This is a genomic window from Streptomyces sp. A 4/2, from assembly GCF_940670765.1.
Taxonomy (GTDB): domain Bacteria; phylum Actinomycetota; class Actinomycetes; order Streptomycetales; family Streptomycetaceae; genus Streptomyces.
In genome coordinates this window covers 125,471-144,130 of sequence record NZ_CALNVW010000021.1, presented here as the reverse complement: position 1 = coordinate 144,130, position 18,660 = coordinate 125,471, and the positions used below count along the sequence as shown (strand labels likewise).

The following is an 18,660-nucleotide window of genomic DNA, read 5'->3' as shown; positions in this document are numbered from 1 at the left end:
CACCGGCCGGGGCACCGGACAGAAGTCCGGTGCCCCGGCCGGGGTGGCCGGGGGCCTGGGCCGGGCGGTCGGCTCAGCCGGTGTTGCGCAGTCCCGCCGCGACGCCGTTCACGGTGAGCAGCAGTGCCCGCGCGAGGGTCGGGTCCGGGTCCTCGCCCCGTTCGGCCGCTGCCCGCTGGCGGGCGAGCAGGGAGACCTGGAGGTACGAGATCGGGTCCAGGTAGGCGTCGCGGATGCCGAACGTCTGCTGGAGCACCGGGTGGGAGTCGAGCAGCTTCTGGCCGCCGGTGATCCGCAGGACCTCCCGGACGGTCAGTTCGTGTTCGGCCTCGATGTCGGCGTACACGTGCTTGAGTTCGTCGGGCACGAGCGTGTCGACGTAGTGCCGGGCGATCCGCAGGTCCGTCTTGGCCAGGGTCATCTCGACGTTGGAGATGAAGTTCTGGAAGAAGTGCCACTGCTCGTGCATCTCGTCCAGGACCGTGTCGAGTCCGGCTTCGCGGAGGGCCTTGAGGCCCGAGCCGACGCCGAACCAGCCGGGCACGATCTGCCGCGACTGGGTCCAGCCGAAGACCCAGGGGATGGCCCGCAGCCCGTCGAGGCCCGCGCCGGAGTCCGGGCGGCGGGAGGGGCGGGAGCCCAGGTGCAGTTCGGCGAGCTGGTCGACGGGGGTGGACGCGAAGAAGTACGCGGGCAGGTCGGGGTCCTCGACGAGCCTGCGGTACGCGGTGTGGGCGGAGTCGGAGACGACGTCCATCGCGGCGTCCCAGCGGGCCAGCGCCTCGTCGGACTGGCGGGGCGCGGTGTGCAGCGCGGAGGCCTGCAGCGTGGCGGCCACCGTCAGTTCCAGGTTCTCCCGGGCCAGTGCGGGGACCAGGTACTTGTCGGAGATGACCTCGCCCTGCTCGGTCACCTTGATCTCGCCCTCCAGGGTGCCCCAGGGCTGGGCGAGGATCGCGTCGTGCGAGGGGCCGCCGCCGCGGCCGACGGTGCCGCCGCGGCCGTGGAAGAGCCGCAGCCGCACGCCGTAGCGGTGGGCGACGTCGCGCAGTCGGCGCTGGGCCCGGTGGATCTCCCACTGGCTGGTGGTGATGCCGCCGAACTTGGAGGAGTCGGAGTAGCCGAGCATGACCTCCTGGACGTCACCGCGCAGCGAGACGAGGCGCCGGTAGGAGGGGTCGGCGAGCATTTCGTCGAGGATGACGTCGGCGGCGCGCAGCTCGTCGGTGGTCTCCAGGAGCGGCACGATGCCGATCTTGGCCCAGCCGCCGTGCAGGTCGAGCAGTCCGGCCTCCCGGGCCAGTACCGCGGCGGCGAAGACGTCGTCGGCGCCCTGGCACATCGAGATGATGTACGACTCGATGACCTCGGGTCCGAAGCGCTCGAAGGCCTGCTTGACGGTGTGGAAGACGCCGAGGGTCTTCTCGCCCGCGGCGTCGAGCGGGGCCGGGGTGGGGGCCAGCGGGCGCCGTGACCTGAGTTCCTTGGCGAGGAGCTTCTGCCGGTACTCGCGGGGCATGTCGGCGTAGCGCCAGGATTCCTCGCCGAGCCGGTCGAAGAGCTGGCCGAGGGCGTGGTGGTGGGCGTCGGCGTGTTCACGTACGTCCATGGTGGCGAGCTGCAGCCCGAACGCGGCGAGGGTGCGGATGGTGCGGTCCATGCGGCCGTCGGCGAAGAGTCCGCCGCGGTGTGCGCGCAGGGAGACCTGGATGAGCGTCAGGTCGGTCAGCAGTTCGGCGGTGCCGAGGTAGTCGCGGCCGTCCTGGTGAGGGGTGCCCTTGGCGAGGCGCTCGCGGGTGTTGACGAGCTTCTGCCGGATGCAGGTGGCCTTGAGGCGGTACGGCTCTTCGGAGTTGAGGCGCTTGTAGCGGGGGCTGATCTCGGGCAGTCGCTCCAGGTCGAGCTGGAGGGAGTCGAGCAGTTCCTGGGTGGCGCCGGTGTAGCGGATGGAGTTGGAGAGCAGACCGCGCAGGTAGTCGATGAGGTCGATCGCGTCGGTGATGCCGTGTTCGTGCTGGAGGATCAGCACTTCCCAGGTGACGGCGGGCGTCACGTTGGGGTTGCCGTCGCGGTCGCCGCCGATCCAGGTGCCGAAGGTCAATGGGCGGGTTCCCGCGGGGAGTTCCACGCCGACGCGGTCCAGTTCGGCGGCCAAGTCCTCCAGGACGTCGCCGACGGCGCCCGCGTGCAGTTCGTCCAGGTAGTAAATGGCGTTGCGCGCCTCGTCCGCGGGCTCGGGACGTACGACGCGCAGTTCGTCGGTCTGCCAGATGAGGTCGATGCTCTCGGCCAGCCGCAGGTCGTGGCGGCGCCGGTCGGCTTCGATGACGGGGGTCTCGAGGAGTTCGGCGATACGGCGCAGCTTGTTCAGTACGGAACGCCGGGCGGCTTCCGTGGGGTGCGCGGTGAAGACGGGCCGTACGTTGAGGTTCTTGACGGTCTCGCGCAGGTGGTCGGGGTCGGCGTCCTTGAGCCGGTCCGCGGTGCGGGCCAGCAGGCCGCCCTCGGCGGCGCGTACGGCGCGCATCTCGCGTCCGCGGTGCACCTGCTCGGTGACGTTGGCCAGGTGGAAGTAGGTGGAGAAGGCGCGCACCAGCTTGGCTGCGGTCTCCAGGCCGGTGTCTCCGAGGAGTTCGGCTGCTGCCTCGCCGTCCTCGCGGGTGAGCGCGCGTACGCGTTCCACCAGTTCGAGGAGTTCGGGGCCTTCCTGCCGTACGAGGGTCTCGCCCAGCAGATCGCCGAGCCGGCGGATATCGGCGCGCAGCTCGGGGCTGGCGGTCGGGGTGGGGGTCAGGTCGGCACTGCTCACAGGTGCGGCTCCTTGCAGTGTTGGCACGACTGGCAAAGGGGTCTGGGTGTCATTCCCAGAAGTCACAGAACGGACCGCGCTGTCCGACGACACGCACCCAGGATAGGTGTCCGCCTCGGGGCGTCACCCACAGCCTCTTGCCGCGAGGCTCCCCGCTGACATACTTACGAGGCCGTAGGTTACGGAACCGTAGCCGGGCATCAGCCGCACTCCTCACCTCACGGGGGACGTCCACTCATGACCATTGGTCCCGATCTGATCGATGACGCCCAGACCCCGACCGGCACTCCACTCCCCTCCGCGACACTGGGCGGGGACAGCAAGGGCTCCGTGGAGCAGTTCGGTCTTCTGCTCTTCATCATCGTGCCGTTCCTCGCTCTGGTCGCGGCGGTGCCGCTGGCCTGGAGCTGGGGCGGTGTGAGCTGGCTCGACCTGGGGCTGCTCGTGGTGATGTATTACGTCGGGTGCCACGGCATCACGATCGGTTTCCACCGGTATTTCACGCACGGCGCCTTCAAGGCGAAGCGTCCGCTGCGCCTCGTTCTGGCCATGATGGGGTCGCTCGCGGTCGAGGGGCCGCTGGTCCGCTGGGTGGCCGATCACCGCAAGCACCACAAGTTCTCCGACGCCGAGGGTGACCCGCACTCGCCGTGGCGGTACGGCGAGACCTTCCCGGCCCTGCTCAAGGGGCTGTGGTGGGCGCACATGGCGTGGATGTTCGACGAGGAGCAGACGCCGCAGCGCAAGTACGCGCCTGATCTGGTCAACGACCCGGCGATCCGGTGGATCTCGCGGAACTTCATCTACTGGACGGTGGTCTCGCTGGCGATCCCGCCGCTGGTCGGCGGTCTGGTCACGATGTCCTGGTGGGGCGCGTTCACGGCGTTCTTCTGGGGGTCGCTGGTCCGGGTGGCGCTGCTCCACCACGTCACCTGGTCGATCAACTCGATCTGTCACGCGGTGGGCAGGCGCCCGTTCAAGTCGCGGGACCGCTCAGGCAATGTGTGGTGGCTCGCGGTCCTGTCCTGCGGGGAGTCCTGGCACAACCTGCACCACGCGGACCCGACGTCCGCACGGCACGGGGTCCTGCGCGGCCAGCTGGACTCCAGCGCCCGCCTGATCCGCTGGTTCGAGCAGTTCGGCTGGGCGTACGACGTGCGCTGGCCGTCCGCTTCCCGGATCGATGCCCGGCGCAAGAGCGAGCTCACAGAAACGGCATGATGACAGACGTGGCGATCGAAGGCAGCAGTACCAGCGGCAGAAAGAACAGAACGGCCTCGGGGCGGCGTCCGCGCCGGGTCCGGATGACCGGGAAGGAACGCCGCGAGCAGCTGCTGGACATCGGCCGCACCCTCTTCGCCGAGAAGGGGTTCGAGGGCACGTCGGTGGAGGAGATCGCCGCGAAGGCGGGGGTCTCCAAGCCGGTGGTGTACGAGCACTTCGGCGGCAAGGAGGGGCTGTACGCGGTGGTGGTCGACCGCGAGATGCGCCAGCTCCTGGAGCTGGTGACCGGCTCGCTGACGGCGGGCCATCCGCGTGAGCTGTGCGAGCAGGCCGCGTTCGCGCTGCTCGACTACATCGAGGAGTACACGGACGGGTTCCGCATCCTGGTGCGGGACTCCCCGGTGGCCCAGTCGACGGGTACGTTCGCCTCGCTGATCAGTGATATCGCCACGCAGGTGGAGGACATCCTGGGCAGCGAGTTCAAGGCCCGCGGCTTCGACCAGAAGCTGGCGCCGCTGTATGCGCAGGCGCTGGTGGGCATGGTGGCGCTGACCGGCCAGTGGTGGCTCGACGTACGGAAGCCGCCGAAGGCGGAGGTGGCGGCGCACCTGGTGAATCTGGCGTGGCACGGTCTGGAGAATCTGGAGCCGAAGCCGAGGTTGATAGGGCACCGGAAGAACTGACGGCCCCGGCCCGCCGTCCGGTCCGGGCAGCTCAGGCCGACGGTGGCTGCCCTGGGTTCTCGGGCAGCAGGGGGAACAGCCGGGTGACCGCCGCTACCGCCGCGGTGCCCGCGGGGCGTGTGGCGGGGTTCCGGTCCCGTTCGCGGTAGCCGGCCAGCAGGTGGCGGACGGCGGCGGCCAGTTCGGCCGTCTCCGCCGGGGTGAGGTGGAGTACGGCGCTGAAGGATTCGTCCTGCTGCCACTCGGCCGGCGCCTGCTCCCGGTGGGCCAGCCAGTGCTGGTAGCTCTCGTCCTCCAGTCCGCGTGCGAGCGCGTCGAACTCTTCCGGCGTCTGCTGCCCCGACGGCTGGCCCGACGGCTGACCGGACGGCTGGGAGGGCGCCCAGCGGAGCTGCCACGGCCGGGCCCGCCCGCCGTCGTGCGGCGCTTCTTCGATGAGGCCGTGCCGGGCGAGCTGGCGCAGGTGGAAGGAGCAGAGCCCGGAGCTGTGGCCGAGGCGGGCCGCTGCCTGCGTGGACGTGACGGTGCCGGTCTCGGCGAGCAGGTCCAGCAGGGCGATACGCACGGGATGGTCGGGGAGGACCTGCCGGGCGCGGTTCAGCAGCGGGTTCTCGGATGCGGCTTGACGTTTCTCATCGCTCACTTTGCAAAGAGTGCTACTTTGCAAAGCGGTCGGTCAAGTCGGGCGGCCGGGGCACGCGTTGCACGCGCGGAAGGCGTTGATACTCATGGCTGGTCGGTCCGGTGACACCGCACAGGACCGCCGGGTACGCGTGCTGGGCGACCCCGTCGATTCCTACCCCCGGCTCGTACCGGAGGCCGGACGGGGTGCGGTGCGCCGCATCACCGTCGTCGGGGAGCAGATCCTGCACCGCCGGTGCCAGGAGGTCACCCGGTTCGGCACGCCGGAACTGTCACAGCTGGTGGACGACATGTTCGCCACGAACCAGGTGGCGGAAGGCGCGGGGCTCGCCGCCAACCAGGTCGACGTGGACCTGCAGTTGTTCGTATGGGACATCACGGACGAGTGGGGGGTGCGCCACGTCGGGCACCTCGCCAATCCCGTCCTGGACGAGATCCCGGCCGAGCGGCGCGAGCTGATCGAGGAGCCGGAAGGCTGCCTCTCCGTGCCCGGCCCGTACCGCGTGGTGCCCCGACCGGACCGTGCCGTCGTACGCGGCCGTGACAAGGACGGCAGGCCGCTGGTGATCGAGGGCCGGGGCTACTTCGCCCGCTGCCTGCAGCACGAGACGGACCACCTTCACGGCCGCCTGTACCTGGACCGGCTCGCCCAGCGGGAACGGAAGACGGCCCTCCGTGAAATGGCCGCGTCGAAGGACGAGATGCTCGCCCGGCGTGCCGCCAGGGCCAGGGATCTGGGCAAGTGAGTCAGGTGCCCGTGGGGGCTGAAGTCGCCATCGGGCGGGGTGTCACTCTTCGTGATGACGCTGCCGGATCCTGACCGCTACCTTGGAAGGGCAGGCCGACAATCCCCCCATGGGAGGCGCCATGACCGCCGAGTCGATCGCCGAACCGGGCTGCCGCTGGCCTGTGCCGCCACAGGACGGCTACACCGTGGACGATCTGTTCACGCTGCCTGATCTCCCGCCTCATACAGAGCTGATCGACGGGAGCCTGGTATTCGCGAGTCCTCAGCGGGATTTTCACAGCACAGTGATCGACCTGCTGATGGCCGGGCTGCGTCGCACCGTGCCCCCGGAGCTGAAGGTCCGCCGGGAGATGACCGTGGTTCTGGACCGGCGCAATGGGCCCGAACCCGACATCTGCATCGTTCGGGCCGAAGCACGGGCGCACCTTGAACAGACCCGCTTCCAAGCCGCCGACCTCGACCCGCTTCCAAGCCGCCGACCTCCTGCTCGCCGTCGAGGTCGTCTCCCCCGACTCCGAGTCCCGTGACCGCGACACCAAGCCACGCAAGTACGCCGCGGCCGGTATCCCGTACTTCTGGCTCGTCGAGATGGCCGGGGCGGACCAGCACCCGGTCGTACGTGTCTACGAACTCGACCCGCTGTCCAAGACGTACGCGCTGTCCGGCATCCATCACGACCAGCTCAAGGTCACCGTTCCGTACGACACTCTGACCGGGATCCCGGCAGTCAGCTCCGGGTGATGTCCGCGCCGATGACGAAGCCCTTCGCCGGGCCCTCCTGGATCACCGCGTCCGTGCCGTACGGGACTCGGTGCTCGTCGGCGTAATTGGCCTTTTCCGAGTTGGGCGACGCCAGTACGACGACCGTGCCGTCGCCGTCGTGGTCGTCGACGAGGACGTAGAGCGAAATGCCCGCGCGGGCGTATTCACGGCGCTTGCGGACCCTGTCCCGCTGCTCGTTCCGGTGCCCCGGGGAGACAACCTCGATGACCATGGAGACCCCGGCGGCATCGACTCCGAGACCTTCCTCGTCCGGGATCTGGTCCAGATCGAGCGGCGCCACGAAGAGATCCGGAATCCACGATTTCCGGTGGTGGATCACGTTGATGTCATGGTGGACGACGTCTCCGTGATCTCCGCCCGCCAGGTGAGCGTCCAGCGCCCGGCGGATTCGTCCGATGAGCACGCCGTGACGGCGACGGCCAGTAGGTGACACCTCGATGGACCCCTCGATGATCTCGGCCCGGTAGCCCTCGGGGAGATCCATGGCTTTCCACGCCTGCCAAAGGACCTCGTCCAGGTCGGAGACCGGGTATTCGTCCACAGCCGGGGAAACCTCGTGTGCGAGAGCGGTCATCGTGAAGCACCTCCTCCATCAGTGTGGGCGCGGGCGCCACTGCGGCACAAGCGACACCGCCAAGCTAGGAGCCCCTGCGGCCCGCTGGGCCGGTATGCGGTCCGATCATCCGAAAGGGTGAGATCTGGCAGGCCAGAGGGGTCGGGCGGTCAGGACACCGGTTCCAGGAATTCGATGCGGTTGCCGACCGGGTCCCAGGAGTAGAAGCGGCGGTGGCCGGGGAGGTTGCCGTCCCAGGTCACCTTCGCGCCGCGGGCCGTCAGCCGTTCCGCGTATGCCTCGATGTCCGTGACGCGCAGCGCCGGGTGGGCCTTCGCGGACGGGCGGAATCCGTCCTCCGTCCCGAGGTGCAGCTGTACGGGCCCGGCCTGGAACCAGCAGCCGCCGCGGGCGGCGAGGACCGGCGGTTTGGGGATCTCCGTCATCCCGAGCACCCCTGCGTAGTACGCCCGCAGCTCTGGCTCGGTGCCGGGCGGGGCGGCGAGCTGGACATGGTCGATCGCGGCGATCATCGGGACTCCTTCAGGACTTCTTGCGGGCGACGGCGAAGAGGCGGCGGAACGGGAAGACCGTGCCGTGCGGGCCCGGCGGGTAGGCCGCCCGGAGCAGGTCGCGGTACTCGGCGAGGAAGGCCGCGGTGGCCTCCGGGTCGTCGGCCAGTGCGGTGAGGACCGGGCGCAGGGCCGTTCCCTTGACCCAGTCCAGGACCGGGTCGTCGCCGGTCAGGAGCTGGAGGTAGGTCGTTTCCCAGACGTCCGCGGCGCAGCCCAGGTCGGCGAGGCGGGTGAGGTACTGACCGGGCGCGAGGACGGCTGCGGTGCGGTCTCCGACGCCGCCCAGCCGGGGCTTCCAGCGGGCGGACTCCCGCAGGTCGGCGAGGATCGTGTGGCTGGGGGCGGTGAAGTTGCCGGGCACCTGGAAGGCGAAGGTGCCGCCGGGTGCGAGGGCGTCCAGCCAGTCGGGGAAGCGGTCGGCGTGGCCGGGGACCCACTGCAACAGCGCGTTGGAGACGAGCAGGTCGTAGGGGACGGTGGGGGTCCAGGTCGCGGCGTCGGCGGGCCGGAAGGTCAGGCGCGGGCCCGCGTAACGCTGGGCCTGTTCCAGCATCTGCGGGGAGTTGTCGAAGCCGGTGACCCGGGCCTCGGGCCAGCGTTCGGACAGCAGCGCCGTGACGTTCCCGGCGCCGCAGCCGAGGTCGGCGATCCGGGTGGGTGTGCCGGTGATGCGGCTGAGCAGGTCGTGGAAGGGGCGGGTCCGATGGTCCGCGTGGCGCAGGTACTGCTCTGGATCCCAGGTGGGTGGCGTCATGGTGGAAGCATTCCCGCCAATGTGTCTCGATGTCAAGATAGTTATCCTTGAGATCATTGGAATCGAGATAGTTGAAATCAAGAGACTTCATGTCGAGGGACCCTTTACACTGATCGACATGGAGGACGAGGTCGACCGGCTGGTTGCTGCGTGGCGCCGAGAGCGCCCTGACCTCGACGTGGAACCGCTGGAGGTGCTCAGCCGGGTGTCCAGGCTGGCCCGCCACCTCGACCGGGCCCGTCGGCTGGCTTTCTCCGAGCACAATCTGGAGCCCTGGGAGTTCGACGTACTGACGTCGCTGCGCCGCGCGGGCGCCCCGTACCAGCTCTCCCCCGGTCAGTTGCTCACCCAGACGCTCGTCACCTCCGGCACCATGACCAACCGGATCGACCGGCTCGCCACCAAGAGCCTCGTCGAGCGGCTGCCCGACCCCAGCGACCGGCGCGGCGTCCTGGTCCGTCTCACCCCCGAGGGCCGTGACCGCGCCGACCAGGCGCTGGCCGGGCTGCTCGCCCAGGAGCGCGCGCTGCTCGCCGAGCTGTCGCGCACCCAGCGGGGCGAACTGGCCAATCTGCTACGCCAGTTGACCGCCCCGTTCGACAACATCCCCTAGCGGGTCGGCGCTCGCGGGTCCCACCCCGGCCCGTCTGGCCAGCGCGACCGCCGCCAGGGTGGAGTGCACACCCAGCTTCCCCAGCACGTTCTGCATGTGCGTACGGACCGTGTGCGGGGAGAGGAACAGCCGCTCGGCGACGGCTTTGCGGCCCAAGCCCGCCACCATGCAGCGCAGCACCTCGCGCTCCCGCGGCGTCAGCGCCTCGACGAGCCGCTCGCTCTCGGTGCGGTGCTTGCGGGCCGCGGTCAACTCCCGCAGGACGCCGGTGAGCAGCGCGGGCGGCAGATGCGTCTCGTCCCGCAGGACGCCCCGGATCACCGCGTGCAGCCGCTGGAGCGAACTGTCCTTGGCCACCCAGCCGGACGCCCCCGCCTGGAGCGCGAGGGCGGCTCTGCGCGGGTCGTCCTGCTCGGCGAGCACCACGATACGGACGGCGGGCCGGCCCGCGCGCACGACGGCGACCAGGGAGATGCCGTCGGCCGGGACGCTCTCCCGGGCGCCTTCCGCGCCGTCCGGGGACGGGGAGGCGGACGGGGACAGGGACGGCGACTGCGACGGGACGCGCCCCCGCGGGACCGTGACGCCGAGGTCGGCGTCGACGAGGAGCACGTCGTATCTTCGCCCGTCGGCGACGGCTCGCTCCAGACAGCGCAGCGCCGCGGGCCCGCTGCCGGCCGTGGTGACCTCCACGTCGGGCTCGGCGGCGAGAGCCGCGGCGAGCGACTCGGCGAAGATGCGGTGGTCGTCGGCGACCAGAACCCGGATACGAACCACATGAACCCCCAGAGCGCGCATCGGCCCCCACCGGTGCGGGTGGTTCAGCGTACGGGCGGTAACTGGAGCCCGTACGGTGATTGGGGACAATGCGCGGCCGGGAGCGCCGTGCGTGCGCCGTTACGAGACCCGTCGCGCCCCCGCGGAAGGCACCGCGGGGAAGATCCGCGGCGGTGTGTAACCGGCTGCCGCGAAGGCCTCCGTCACCGACTTCGCCACCGCGTCCGCGTGCTCCTCGCCGACCAGCACGATCGCCGATCCGCCGAAGCCGCCGCCGGTCATCCGCGCACCCAGCGCGCCGCCCGCGTTCGCGGACTCCACCACCAGGTCCAGCTCCTCGCACGAGACGTGCAGATCGTCCCGGAGCGAGGCATGCCCCTCCGTCAGGATCGGCCCGACGCCGCGCACATCGCCCGATTCGAGCAGTGCGATGGTCTGCTCCACCCGGTGGTTGTCGGAGACGACATGGCGGACGTAGCCGTGCACGACGGGGTCGGTGAGCTTGGCCAGCGCCGCGGGCAGTTCCCCGTACGGCACGTCGCGCAGCGCGGGGACGCCCAGGATGCGCGCGCCCTCCTCGCATCCGGCGCGGCGCTCCGCGTACGCGCCGTCGCCCAGCGCGTGCTTCACCCGGGTGTCGACGACCAGCAGCCGCAGCCCCTGCGCGGCCAGGTCGAAGGGCACCTGGCGGGTCGAGAGGTCACGGCAGTCGAGGTACAGCGCGTGGCCCTCGGTGCAGCAGGCCGAGGCGGTCTGGTCCATGACGCCGCAGGGGACGCCCACGAAGGCGTTCTCCGCGCGCTGTGCGACCAGTGCCAACTCCTGGCAGCTCAGGCCCAGTTCGTACAGGTCGTTGAGTGCGAGCGCGGTGACGACCTCCAGGGCCGCCGACGAGGAGAGCCCGCCGCCGGTGGGGACCGTGGAGCTGAGGTGGATGTCCGCGCCCGTTATCGCGTGGCCCGCCTCGCGCAGCGCCCAGACGATGCCCGCCGGGTAGGCGGCCCAGCTGGTGTTGGTGAGCGGCTCCAGCTCGTCGGTGCGGAGCTGGACGATGCCGCCCTCGATGTCCGCGGAGTACAGCCGCAGGACTCCGTCCGTGCGCCGGGAGACCTGCGCGACGGCGGTGTGCGGCAGGGCGAGCGGCATCACGAAGCCGTCGTTGAAGTCGGTGTACTCGCCGATGAGGTTCACCCGGCCCGGTGCGGCCCAGCTGCCCTCCGGGGCGGTTCCGTACAGCTCCTCGAAGCTCATGCCTCAGCAACTCCCCTGCTGTGAGATGCCACTGTCGTGGCGGATGTTCTGCGCGAAGGTCCAGGCGTCGGAGACGATGCCGGCCAGATCGGAGCGCGACGGGGTCCAGCCCAGCCGGTCGCGGGCGGTGTCGGCGGCGGCGACGAGCACGGCCGGGTCGCCCGCGCGGCGCCCGGCGGCGATCTCGGGGATCGGGTGGCCGCTGACCTTCCGTACGGTCTCGATGACCTCGCGGACCGAGAAGCCGCTGCCGTTGCCGAGGTTGCAGATCAGGTGCTCGCCCGGCGTCGACGCGTCGAGGGCGAGCAGATGGGCCTCGGCGAGGTCCGCGACATGGATGTAGTCGCGGACGCAGGTGCCGTCCGGGGTGGGGTAGTCGTCGCCGTACACCGAGATCGCGTCGCGGCGGCCCTGCGCGACCTGGAGGACCAGCGGGACGAGGTGCGACTCGGGGTCGTGGCGCTCGCCGTGGCTCCCGTACGCACCGGCGACGTTGAAGTACCGCAGCGAGGTCGCGGCCAGGCCGTGCGCCGCGCACTCACCGGCGATCATGTGGTCCACGGCCAGCTTGGTCGCGCCGTACGGGTTGGTCGGCGCGGTGGGGGCGCTCTCCTTGATCGGTACGCTCTCCGGCTCCCCGTAGGTCGCGGCGGTGGAGGAGAAGACCAGCGTGCGCACGCCCGCGGACCGCATCGCGGCGAGCAGCGCGGTGCTGCCTCCCACGTTGTTCAGCCAGTACTTCTCGGGGTTGACCACCGACTCGCCGACCTGTGAGGACGCGGCGAAGTGCAGCACTCCGTCGTACGAGGGGTCGAGCCACCGGGCGGCGTCCTGGATACGGCCCTCGATGAACGCGGCGCCCGCCGGGACGCCCTCCCGGAAGCCGGTGGAGAGGTCGTCGAGCACGGTCACCTCGTGACCGGCCTCCAGAAGGTGTGCGGCCACGACACTGCCGACATATCCCGCACCACCGGTGACCAGGTACTTCTTACTCACTTGCTCGCTACCTCTCGCAGTCGCTCGGCCGCGGCCTCCGGCGGCACGTCATTCACGAAGACGTTCATGCCCGACTCGGAACCCGCGAGGAACTTCAGCTTGCCCGTAGTACGGCGAATGGTGAAAAGCTCAAGATGCAGCGCGAATTCGTCCCGGTCGACACCGAATCCTTCCAGCTCGCCGAAGGGCGCCTGGTGCCATGCGGAGATGTACGGCGTCGGCGGCTCCCCCTCGCCGAAGATCCGGTCGAACCGCCTCAACAGTTCCAGATACATCTGTGGGAACTCTGTGCGCGCCTCCTCGTCGAGGTAGCGCAGGTCGGGCACGCGCTTGCGCGGGTAGAGGTGCACCTCGTACGGCCAGTGCGCGGCGTACGGGACGAACGCCACCCAGTGCTCGCCCGTCAGCACCACCCGGGTGCCCTCGGCCAGTTCGCGGGCAACGGTCTCGTCGAAGAGGTTCCGCCCGCCGCTGCTCTCCTGGAACGCCTCGGCGGAGCGGAGCATCAGCGCGGTGCGCGGGGTGACGAAGGGGTAGCCGTAGATCTGGCCGTGCGGGTGGCCGAGGGTGACGCCGATCTCCGCGCCCCGGTTCTCGAAGCAGAACGCCTGCTTGACCTGGGGGAGTTCGGCGAGTTCCGCGGTCCTGTCGGTCCAGGCGCCGAGGACCAGTGCGGCCTGTTCCTCGGTGAGGTCCGCGAAGGAGGCGTCGTGGTCGGAGGTGAAGCAGACGACCTCGCAGCGGCCGGAGTCCCCGGCGAGCGAGGGGAAGCGGTTCTCGAAGACGGCGACGGCGTAGTCCGCGTCGGGGATCTCGCTCAGTCTGCCGTCCCGCGACGGGCAGAGCGGGCACTCGTCGGCCGGCGGGTGGTACGGGCGCTCCTGGCGGTGCGAGGAGACGGCGACCGCGTCACCGAGCAGCGGGTCGCGGCGGATCTCGGAGGCGGTGGCCACGGGGCCGAGGGGGCGCCGGTCGACGGCGGCACGCACCGCGTCGTCCCGGGAGTCGTAGTAGAGCAGTTCACGACCGTCGGCGAGTCGGGTCGATGTCTTCTTCACGCTGGCGCTCCTCGCCCACTCCCACCCAACAGAACCGAACACAACAAACCACAACTCAACAGAACAGTCAATGGGAGGGAATTGCTGAGTTGCGGCAAGCGCTTCCCTCAGGGCACGCCTGTACGCCCGCTCACGATCAAACAAAGAACACCAGGGGCTGACGGGCGCCGGGTTCATGGCATCCGGAGCCGCCCCGCTGCGGACGGCCGGTACCGGCCGAGGTCAGGCCCGGCGGCGGAGCGGCCGGTCTCAGCTCGGTTCCGGCGCGGCCGACGCACCCTCGGCGCGCTTCGTCGCGCGGTCGAGCAGCCCGGTGCGCGCCGCCAGCGCCGCGGCCTCCAGCCGGGAGCCGACACCGAGCTTCATCAGGACCCGCTGCACATGGGTACGGGCGGTGCTGGGCGCTATCCGCATCCCGGCCGCGATCAGCCGGGTGTCCTCGCCCTCCGCGACCCGTACCAGCACCTCGGCCTCGCGCGGGGTGAGCAGCTCCAGCAGCCGCAGCCCCTCGTCGTCCGGCTGGGCCGCCGGGTTGAGCAGTTCGGCGAAGGCCCCCTGTAACAGCTGCGGCGCGATCGCCGCCTCCCCCGCCCTGGCCTTCACCATGGCGCGCTCGACGCCCTCGATGCGCTCGTCGTGGCGCACGTACCCGCAGGCACCGGCGGCGAGCGCGGCGGCGATGCCGCGCGGGCTGGGCACCGGTCCCAGCACCAGTACGGCGATCTGTGGGCGCTCCTGCCTGATCCGGGTGATCGGGTCGAAGACCCCGGGCTCGGCGGGCATCGCCGTACCGAACAGGCACACCTCGGGCGCCCGGCTCACCACCAGTTCGGCCGCGCCCCCGGTGGGCGCCGCGGCGGCGAGCACCCGGTGCCCGCGGAGTTTCAGCGCCGAGGCCAGCGCCTCGGCGAGCAATCGGTGGTCGTCGACCACCATGAGCCGCACGCCCATCGAGCCCTTCCCCCCTGATACCCCTGCACCGGGGCCACCCCTGCCGTCGGCTCACCGGCGCACCGGCCCCCGCCTGCCCCGGCAAGTTACACGCTAGTTCGACGCGGCGCGCCCTCTACGGATCAGAAGCCCACCGGATTGTCTAATTCCCGGCCAATCAGGGCTATTCGCGGGCCGGACATGCGTGTGGGGGTGCCGCCCCGTCCTGGGCGGCACCCCCACATCACTGCGTCGGACCGGGTGTCAGCCCGTACCGAAGCCGATGGCCAGATAGCTCTTCTCCGACTCGGAGGTGAGGTCGCTGATCGTGTCGTCGGCCAGGTACAGCCGCCCGTTGGCGAACCGGATCTCGGCGTGGTCCGGCAGGAACGTCTGCTCCGCCCGGCGCACCGCCTCGTCCGCCGGGTTGTTCATCAGCACCGTCTCCTTGAGGGTGGTGCCGTTGATGGAGACGACCTGGCCGCCCTTGTCGTACGGGCCCGTCTTGTACGCGATGAGGTTGGAGCCGTCCATCCGCACCGGGTACGCGGCGTAGCCGGGTCCCGCGTTGGCCTTGCCCGGGGCCAGGTTGCCCGTGGCCAGGTCGAAGGCGACGATCTCGTTCGTCTGGCCGGCGCCCTCGCCGACACCGTCGTGCTTCTCCGTCGGGACGTACAGCCGGTCGTTGCCGACCGCCAGGTTGGTGCACGGCTGGACCTCGGTGCTGTCGCAGTCGCCGCCGTACTGGTCCGCGTCGGCGGAGATCCGGGCGCGCAGCTTGCCGGTCTTCCCGTCGATGGAGAAGTAGTCGGAGATGCTGCTGCCGTCACCCGCGCTGTCGTTGATGTCGGCGGCCACCACCAGTGGGTCCGAGGAGACGATGTGCCCGTACTGGATGCCCGACGGCATCCGGTACGTGGAGGCCGGTGCCCCCGTCTTCGGGTCCAGGGTCTGGATGCTGAGCTGCGGGTTCTCGTAGTCGCCGCACCGGCGCACGGCGACCAGGGCGTTGCCGCCGCCGTAACCGGCGTCCTCGCACCGGTCGGTGGTGGGCTTCGGCGACCAGCGCAGGGCGCCGCTCTCCAGGTCCCAGGCCGCGCCGCCGCTGAGGCTGCCCGCGGCGACGACGCCGGGGCCCACCGTGAGCTCGCTGACGTCGACCTTGCGGTCGCCGTCCTTGTACGACTTCTGCCAGAGCAGCTTGCCGGTGTCGAGGTCGAGTGCGCTGATCTCGGTGCAGCCCCAGTACGGCTTGGCCTTGGTCGGCACCTTCTCCTGGAAGCCGATCGCCGTCCGGTGGTCCTTGCTGACCTCGCTGCTGGCCACGCAGAGCGGTCCCGGCAGCGGCAGCTTCCAGACCTGGCTGCCCTTGACCGCGTCGTAGCCGATGATCTCGTTGACGCCGGACTTCACGTACAGCTTGTCCGTCATCCAGGAGCCGTTGACACCGGTGACGTCGGCGACCTTGGGCGCCGGGATCTGGAAGAGCACCTTGGAGTCGGTGTTCGCGGGCACCTTCTCCTTGCCGCCCGCGGTGCCGCTGTCGCCGCCGTCGCCCTTGCCGTCCTTGCCGCCGCCGGTCGGGCCCGCGGTGGACACCTGGTTCTTGTTGTCGTCCTTGCTCGACGAGTACACGAAGCCCGCGCCGACGATCAGCACGATCGCTACGGCCGCAGCGGTGATGATCTTCGCCTGGACGCCGAACTTCCCGCCTCCGCCGGAGCCGGAGCCGCCCGGACCGGCGCCCGGACCGCCGTACTGCGGCGTGGGCTGCGTCGGGAAGCCGTACGCGGGCGGCTGACCCTGCTGGTGCTGCGGCGGGTGGCCGTAGGGCGGCGTGGGCTGCTGGTGCTGCGGATAGCCGTAGCCGGGCTGGCCGGGCGGCGTCTGCGGATAGCCGTACGCCGGGTCCTGCGGCTGACCGGGCTGCTGGTGCTGACCGGGCTGCGGCTGCTGGTGCTGCGGGTGGCCGAACTGCGGAGGCCCACCCTGCGGGGGCATCTGCGGCGGCGGTGCCTGCACGGGAGGTGCCTGCGGGGGCGGTGCCTGCGGGGGCATCTGTGGCGGGGCCGGTGGCGGGTTGAGGGGCGGCGTCGGTGCGCCGTACCCCCCGGCCGGGGGCTGTGCCGGGGGCTGCTTGCCGAAACCCCCCTGCGGGGGTCCGTCGGGCGGCTGGGGCGGCTGCGTCATCGCTTTTCTGCCTTTGCGGAAGGGGAGTTGAGGGACCGGGGACAGCTCACTTGCCGAAGACCAGCATCGTCTTCTCGGTGTTGTCGCCCTTCTTGCCCCTGACCTGCCCGGACATCAGGAAGAACCGTCCGTCCTGGTAGGCGACCGTCTTCGAGAAGAAGGAGTTCTCGATGCTCGCGGTCGACTCCGGGTGCTGGAGGACCACCGTGGCCTTGCCGCCCGTAGGCGGGATGCTGACGACCGCGCCACCGCCGTCGTACGAAGGCTCCTTGTACGCGAGGAGGTTGGCACCGTCCATCCGCAGCGGCAGCATCGTGCGGTCGTCGTCCGCGGGCACCCGCCACTTCTCCTTGCCGGTGTTCAGGTCGAACGCCACGACGTCGTTGGCGCCGCTCTTCGCCTCGGTCGGCAGGTAGAGCGTGTTGGCGTCGGCGGCGGTGCCGGTGCAGCCCTGGAGGTCACGGTCGATGAAGGACATGCCGCACTCGGGCTGGAAACTGTCCTTGGTGGTCAGCTGGGAACGCCTGTCGCCCTTGTGCGTGAGGACGGAGATGTTCCAGGACTTCTTCTTCTCGTTGGTCGAGTAGATGACCAGCGGATCGACCGAGTAGACCTTCTTGACCTGCCAGCCCGCGGGCAGCCCGAACGTCCACTTGGACTTGCCGGTCGCCGGGTCCAGCTCCTGCACCTGCTCCGTCGCGTCCGGCTGGCCGTTCTTGGTGCACTCCTCGACCGCGATGAGCTTGCTGCCGCCCGCGAACGCGTCGGGCTGGCACGCCCCTTCGAACTTCCCGAAGATCTTGTGTCCGTCGGTGACCGAGAAGGCGCTGGAGGACCCCATCCGGCTGGCGGTCACGGTGTTGCCCGCGATCGTCAGCTCCACGGAGGTCATGATGTCGAACAGACCCTCCTTCGGGATCTCCTTCTTCCAGCCGCCCTTGCCCGTGGCGAGGTCGACGACCTGCAACTGGTTGCAGTCGGACTTGTCGGTGTCGTTGTTCTTGTACGCGATGACGATCTTGCCGTCGGCGGTGGCCTGGTGCGGCGCGGCGCAGATCGCGTGGTCGAACGGCAGCGTCCACTTCACCTTGCCGTCGCTCACCCCGTAGCCGACGACCTTCTTGTACATGGCGCGTACGACGGTGTCGCCGGCGAACCACATGCCGTAGCTCTCGGCGCCGTTCTGCGGCAGCGCGACGTCGTTCGTCTGCAGCCAGTCGACCTTGGCCTCACCGGGCTTGCGCCCGGCGTTGAGGTCGTCGTTCCCCTGACGGCCGTCCCCGGTGCCGTCGCCCCGGTCCACGCTTCCCGTCGGGGACGGCTTGTCGTCCGAGTTCTTGGTGTCGCTCGCGACCGGCTTCTTGTCGTCGCCGCCCCCGCCGACCGCGAAGTACACCCCGGCGCCCACCACGAGAAGCCCCGCGACGGCCGCACCTATGATGACGCCGGGCTTGCCCTTGAAGGGGTTCTTGCCACCGCCCTGAGGCGGGACCGGGGCGCCCGGGTACTGCTGCTGCGGGTAGCCGTACGGACCCTGCTGCTGACCGTAGGGTCCCTGCGGCGGCTGCTGCGCGTACGGGCCCTGCTGCGGCTGGCCGTAGGGACCGGCCTGCGGCTGTCCGTACGGTCCCGGCGCCTGCTGGGGCTGACCGTACGGGCCGGGCTGCGGCGCCTGCTGGGGGTAGCCGTAACCGGGCTGCGGCTGGGGCGGCGGCCCCTGGGGCGCGCTCGGCGGTCCGCTCTGCGGCGGACCCTGCGCGGGCGGCGGACCCGGCGGGGCCTGCGGCGGTGGCGGCATCTGCGGCGGCTGAGCGGGCGGCGGCGGGGCGCCGAAACCGCCCGGACCTTCACCGGGCGGATTCTGCGGAGCGCCGAAACCGCCCTGCGGCGGCTGCTGGTCAGGCGGCTGAGTCATCAGCACACACCTCTTCACGCGGGGTCCGCTGCCCGACCGGCCTCCCCCGCAATTCCGGCAGCCAGCGGCGCCGGAAAGGAGCGAATCGGGTGTGGATCCCACAGATCAACGTCAGTCGAGCGGGAGTTCTTTCTATCACCCGGAGTTCATGACAAGCAG

Annotated in this window: 16 protein-coding genes and 1 pseudogene; 5 read left to right on the top strand and 12 right to left on the bottom strand. The window is 70.4% G+C overall.

Annotated features, from left to right (window positions below; all coding sequences use genetic code 11):
- Positions 1–73: 73 nt before the first annotated feature.
- On the bottom strand, positions 74–2,809 hold the full coding sequence (ppc, locus tag NBY69_RS17475; protein ID WP_250301911.1) for a phosphoenolpyruvate carboxylase: 2,736 nt from the start codon (positions 2,807–2,809) through the stop codon (positions 74–76).
- A 237-nt stretch (positions 2,810–3,046) separates the two neighbouring features.
- On the opposite strand from ppc, the gene NBY69_RS17470 reads away from it, so the two are divergent.
- Positions 3,047–4,030, top strand: coding sequence for a fatty acid desaturase (locus tag NBY69_RS17470; RefSeq protein WP_250301910.1), 984 nt, complete (start codon positions 3,047–3,049; stop codon positions 4,028–4,030).
- Positions 4,027–4,716 carry a TetR/AcrR family transcriptional regulator gene (locus NBY69_RS17465; RefSeq protein WP_250301909.1) on the top strand — a complete coding sequence of 230 codons (690 nt, stop codon included), beginning with the start codon at positions 4,027–4,029 and terminating at the stop codon, positions 4,714–4,716. Before NBY69_RS17470 ends, NBY69_RS17465 begins: the two co-directional genes overlap by 4 nt.
- Positions 4,717–4,747: 31 nt before the next feature.
- On the opposite strand, the gene NBY69_RS17460 is transcribed toward NBY69_RS17465, so the two are convergent.
- Entirely contained in the window at positions 4,748–5,359 is a 612-nt protein-coding gene (locus tag NBY69_RS17460; RefSeq protein ID WP_250301908.1) for a helix-turn-helix domain-containing protein, read from the bottom strand.
- A gap of 85 nt (positions 5,360–5,444) precedes the next feature.
- Between NBY69_RS17460 and def the strand changes: the two genes are divergently transcribed.
- Together def and NBY69_RS17450 are read left to right on the top strand one after the other, a co-directional pair.
- Positions 5,445–6,104, top strand: coding sequence for a peptide deformylase (def, locus tag NBY69_RS17455; protein WP_250301907.1), 660 nt, complete (start codon positions 5,445–5,447; stop codon positions 6,102–6,104).
- Between the two features lie 121 nt (positions 6,105–6,225).
- Positions 6,226–6,847 (top strand): annotated as a pseudogene (locus NBY69_RS17450) (Uma2 family endonuclease).
- Here the strand turns inward: NBY69_RS17450 and NBY69_RS17445 are convergent.
- The 3 genes from NBY69_RS17445 to NBY69_RS17435 all read right to left on the bottom strand — a co-directional run bounded on the left by NBY69_RS17445 (position 6,834) and on the right by NBY69_RS17435 (position 8,771).
- A complete protein-coding gene (locus tag NBY69_RS17445) occupies positions 6,834–7,463 on the bottom strand; it encodes a Uma2 family endonuclease (RefSeq protein WP_250301906.1) in 630 nt (209 codons plus the stop codon). The pseudogene NBY69_RS17450 and the gene NBY69_RS17445 overlap by 14 nt on opposite strands.
- 149 nt (positions 7,464–7,612) lie before the next feature.
- Complete coding sequence (locus NBY69_RS17440; protein WP_250301905.1) at positions 7,613–7,975, bottom strand: VOC family protein; 363 nt, start codon at positions 7,973–7,975, stop codon at positions 7,613–7,615.
- Positions 7,976–7,985: 10 nt separating this feature from the next.
- The gene (locus NBY69_RS17435; RefSeq protein ID WP_250301904.1) at positions 7,986–8,771 is read right to left on the bottom strand and encodes a trans-aconitate 2-methyltransferase; all 786 of its coding nucleotides are present in this window, start codon (positions 8,769–8,771) and stop codon (positions 7,986–7,988) included.
- Between the two features lie 118 nt (positions 8,772–8,889).
- Between NBY69_RS17435 and NBY69_RS17430 the strand changes: the two genes are divergently transcribed.
- A complete protein-coding gene (locus NBY69_RS17430) occupies positions 8,890–9,384 on the top strand; it encodes a MarR family winged helix-turn-helix transcriptional regulator (RefSeq protein WP_250301903.1) in 495 nt (164 codons plus the stop codon).
- Here the strand turns inward: NBY69_RS17430 and NBY69_RS17425 are convergent.
- The 7 genes from NBY69_RS17425 to NBY69_RS17395 all read right to left on the bottom strand — a co-directional run bounded on the left by NBY69_RS17425 (position 9,346) and on the right by NBY69_RS17395 (position 18,501).
- The gene (locus NBY69_RS17425; RefSeq protein ID WP_250301902.1) at positions 9,346–10,182 is read right to left on the bottom strand and encodes a response regulator transcription factor; all 837 of its coding nucleotides are present in this window, start codon (positions 10,180–10,182) and stop codon (positions 9,346–9,348) included. The genes NBY69_RS17430 and NBY69_RS17425 overlap by 39 nt on opposite strands.
- A 99-nt stretch (positions 10,183–10,281) precedes the next feature.
- Positions 10,282–11,412, bottom strand: coding sequence for a galactokinase (gene galK / locus NBY69_RS17420; RefSeq protein WP_250301901.1), 1,131 nt, complete (start codon positions 11,410–11,412; stop codon positions 10,282–10,284).
- A gap of 3 nt (positions 11,413–11,415) precedes the next feature.
- A complete protein-coding gene (gene galE, locus NBY69_RS17415; protein WP_250301900.1) occupies positions 11,416–12,408 on the bottom strand; it encodes a UDP-glucose 4-epimerase GalE in 993 nt (330 codons plus the stop codon).
- Positions 12,405–13,466 (bottom strand): galactose-1-phosphate uridylyltransferase, encoded by a 1,062-nt coding sequence (gene galT / locus NBY69_RS17410; RefSeq protein ID WP_250301899.1) that lies wholly within the window; start codon positions 13,464–13,466, stop codon positions 12,405–12,407. Before galT ends, galE begins: the two co-directional genes overlap by 4 nt.
- A 249-nt stretch (positions 13,467–13,715) precedes the next feature.
- Entirely contained in the window at positions 13,716–14,417 is a 702-nt protein-coding gene (locus NBY69_RS17405; protein WP_250301898.1) for a LuxR C-terminal-related transcriptional regulator, read from the bottom strand.
- 243 nt (positions 14,418–14,660) lie between these two features.
- Positions 14,661–16,586, bottom strand: a complete 1,926-nt coding sequence (locus NBY69_RS17400) for a PQQ-binding-like beta-propeller repeat protein (RefSeq protein WP_250301897.1) — start codon at positions 16,584–16,586, stop codon at positions 14,661–14,663.
- Positions 16,587–16,632: 46 nt separating this feature from the next.
- Positions 16,633–18,501, bottom strand: a complete 1,869-nt coding sequence (locus tag NBY69_RS17395; protein WP_250301896.1) for a PQQ-binding-like beta-propeller repeat protein — start codon at positions 18,499–18,501, stop codon at positions 16,633–16,635.
- Positions 18,502–18,660: the final 159 nt, after the last annotated feature.

Bases quoted from the DNA above. Each gene is read 5' to 3' on its own strand.
- NBY69_RS17470 (WP_250301910.1), top strand. From the start codon at position 3,047: ATGACCATTGGTCCCGATCTGATCGATGACGCCCAGACCCCGACCGGC.
- NBY69_RS17465 (WP_250301909.1), top strand. From the start codon at position 4,027: ATGATGACAGACGTGGCGATCGAAGGCAGCAGTACCAGCGGCAGAAAG.
- def (WP_250301907.1), top strand. From the start codon at position 5,445: ATGGCTGGTCGGTCCGGTGACACCGCACAGGACCGCCGGGTACGCGTG.
- NBY69_RS17445 (WP_250301906.1), bottom strand. From the start codon at position 7,463: ATGACCGCTCTCGCACACGAGGTTTCCCCGGCTGTGGACGAATACCCG.
- NBY69_RS17440 (WP_250301905.1), bottom strand. From the start codon at position 7,975: ATGATCGCCGCGATCGACCATGTCCAGCTCGCCGCCCCGCCCGGCACC.
- NBY69_RS17435 (WP_250301904.1), bottom strand. From the start codon at position 8,771: ATGACGCCACCCACCTGGGATCCAGAGCAGTACCTGCGCCACGCGGAC.
- NBY69_RS17430 (WP_250301903.1), top strand. From the start codon at position 8,890: ATGGAGGACGAGGTCGACCGGCTGGTTGCTGCGTGGCGCCGAGAGCGC.
- NBY69_RS17425 (WP_250301902.1), bottom strand. From the start codon at position 10,182: ATGCGCGCTCTGGGGGTTCATGTGGTTCGTATCCGGGTTCTGGTCGCC.
- galK (WP_250301901.1), bottom strand. From the start codon at position 11,412: ATGAGCTTCGAGGAGCTGTACGGAACCGCCCCGGAGGGCAGCTGGGCC.
- NBY69_RS17405 (WP_250301898.1), bottom strand. From the start codon at position 14,417: ATGGGCGTGCGGCTCATGGTGGTCGACGACCACCGATTGCTCGCCGAG.
- NBY69_RS17400 (WP_250301897.1), bottom strand. From the start codon at position 16,586: ATGACGCAGCCGCCCCAGCCGCCCGACGGACCCCCGCAGGGGGGTTTC.
- NBY69_RS17395 (WP_250301896.1), bottom strand. From the start codon at position 18,501: ATGACTCAGCCGCCTGACCAGCAGCCGCCGCAGGGCGGTTTCGGCGCT.